Annotated in this window: 1 protein-coding gene; it reads right to left on the reverse strand. The window is 53.5% G+C overall.

Annotated elements, in window-relative coordinates; genetic code table 11:
• Window positions 1–173: 173 nt before the first annotated feature.
• A partial coding sequence (locus ABX962_RS35760) for a hypothetical protein (RefSeq protein ID WP_372726415.1) occupies window positions 174–1577 on the reverse strand: 1404 nt, incomplete at its 5' end.

Raw genomic sequence — 1577 nt, forward strand, 5'->3', positions numbered from 1 at the left:
CACTTGGCTATCAGAGTCCCATCGACTTCGAGCAAGCCGTCAAAAAACCGTTACTCGTCGGTGAATCCTGATCCACAGGACGCACCATTTACTTTCCCGTTAAGACCGGTCCACTGTCAACTTTTCGTGGGCAATTCCAGTGTCTCCGTGTCTCCGTGTCTCCGTGTCTCCCCCTACAAGACTCCGACCGTTTGGGTATCGTCGTCATCATCGCCATCGATATCAAACAGCATGTCCAAGCGATAGTCGTTTGAATCGTGACTGACATCCTTTTCGAATTCAAATTCGACCAACACAATCTGCCCCGCTGCGAGGGTGCGGTCATCGACGGTGTTCGCTTTCCAATCATTGCTGCCGATTGACAATCCGCCGCTCGACCATCCTGTTGCGGTTCGGAAGATCTCAACCCCATCGATCTTGATCTTTTTCAGTTTCTTGTTCTGTTCGGCCCAATTGAATAGCAAGCTTTCTAACAAAGCTTCATCGTTGCCCACGTTGGTCAACGTAAATTTCATTTTTCGGCCGGTGAACAAGACATCCCCTGCCACCACATTGCCGTCGCCGGTCATCATCGCACTGGGTTGCAGACCGAGAATCGCCCCTTCATCGCCGATAAAACCAACCAACTGAGCTCCCGCGAACTGATTTCCCAACACCAACGGTGCAGAGCAAGACGCATGCACCTCGACCGTGCGGATCAAGTCGCCGTTGGTCGGGTCAAGGAAATGGACAAAGATTTTGGAACGAAGGTGCGAGCGGCCTGCTAATGTCGCATCGATACCAAAGACATCCCCCTGGTTCACGGTGCCACCAAAATACATCTCGACGCCCGTGGCAAACGCATCCTCGTCATCCGTCACACGGACAAACACGCTAGAGACTCCGACGAGACTTCCATGCGAGACATTGATTTCGGATTTGTCGCCCTGGGCATGAATGAATTCATCCGAAGCGGTGTAACGCATGTTCAATTGCGTCGGTTGTTCGCCGGTTTCGCACAAATCGATCGCGGGCAATACGCCAACGTGATGACTCAGATCCATATCCATCAGTGACACCGACACTCCGTCGCTTAGGACGCTGCCTGTGACCACTCCCTTGTTGCCAACCACACCTTCTTGACGGACGATGTCCATCGCCTCGAACAACCAAGTTTCGTTGGCGTCGAGCAATCCGTCGTTGTTGATATCACCGACGTTGTGCCCCGCCTCATCGACGATCTCCATGATCGCCTGGTCGATTCCCGATGGCGGTTGCCAATACAGATCATCGCTGGCATCCCCCGGCGTGCCGTTGTCATCAACGACATTGTCCAAGGTGATCGGAGCGTTACCATGGTTGGTCACTTCGTAAGTAAAGATCACCTTGTCGCCAAGCGTGATCGGAACCGCTTGCTGAGCGGTGTCGGCATCTTCACCGTGATGTTCGATTGGATTCGGTTCAGCCAGTCTCGCGGAATCGCCATCCTCGTCGGTAACGCCGACCAGGGTCACGCCGCCAAAGATGTCGCCCAATCTAAGCGGTTTTGAACACGAGGTATGAAAGTCAATGGTTTGCAGCAAAGTTCCGCCTGCGGC

Origin of the sequence: Novipirellula sp. (assembly GCF_041583735.1) — a bacterium.
GTDB lineage: Bacteria > Planctomycetota > Planctomycetia > Pirellulales > Pirellulaceae > Novipirellula.